The 736-nt window shown below is 69.7% G+C and carries 1 pseudogene; it reads right to left on the reverse strand.

What is annotated here, in order from left to right:
- Positions 1–545, reverse strand: a pseudogene (locus CCN33_RS28360) (hypothetical protein); the annotation flags it as partial.
- Between the last annotated feature and the right edge of the window lie 191 nt (positions 546–736).

A 736-nucleotide genomic window follows, 5' to 3' on the forward strand; every position in this document is an offset into this window, starting at 1 on the left:
GGGTGGTGGATGGGGGAGGGCAGGCCGTCGGTCAGGGCGCGGAGGATGGCGTCGTCGGTGGCGCCGCGGGTGAACCACTCCGTCAGGAGCGGGGCCAGGTTGGCGCAGTCGGCGGCTGAGAGGGACAGAGACGGGGTCTTGCGGCCCAGGGCGGCCAGCAGGATGTGGGCTCGGGAGCGGGTCTGCCTCGGTGGGGGGTCCGTGACGTCGCCTCGTGCGAACGAGGCCCACCATCCGTCGTCGCGGGCGGTACGGGAGAACCACGATCGGGTGATCCAGCGGGGGCCGGTCCCCTCCGAGTCCAGACGTTCCCTGCCTCGCCTCAAGTGCCCCGCGTTCTGCAGGCGGTTGAGAGCCGTACGCAGCGCGCACTGGCCGTACGGGAGTGTCTTGGCCAGTGTCTTCACCGAGATGTCGGCGCCCTCCGGCAGGCGGTCGATGTACGCCGCAATGGCCGCCTCGCGGGGCGGAAGATGCGTGAAGTCACCCCTGTTCCGCTGGAGTTGGTCCGGCGCCGAGCGCTTGCCGTAGCCGGGGTTGGCCATCGGGTGCGGGGACGCGTGCGCCTGCTGAGGGGCAGGGCTAAGCTTGGCTTCAGCCACGGGATCGAGTCCGATCGATCTTGTAGGTCAAGCCCCCGCAGGTGTTGGTAGCGCCTGGCGGGGGCTGTTCGTTATGCGGGCACGCTAGAGCCTCGTCACTGTTCGTGGCAAGTCGGTGGCTGCCGGTCAAATCG

This window comes from Streptomyces recifensis (assembly GCF_002154615.1).
Lineage (GTDB): Bacteria > Actinomycetota > Actinomycetes > Streptomycetales > Streptomycetaceae > Streptomyces > Streptomyces griseoluteus.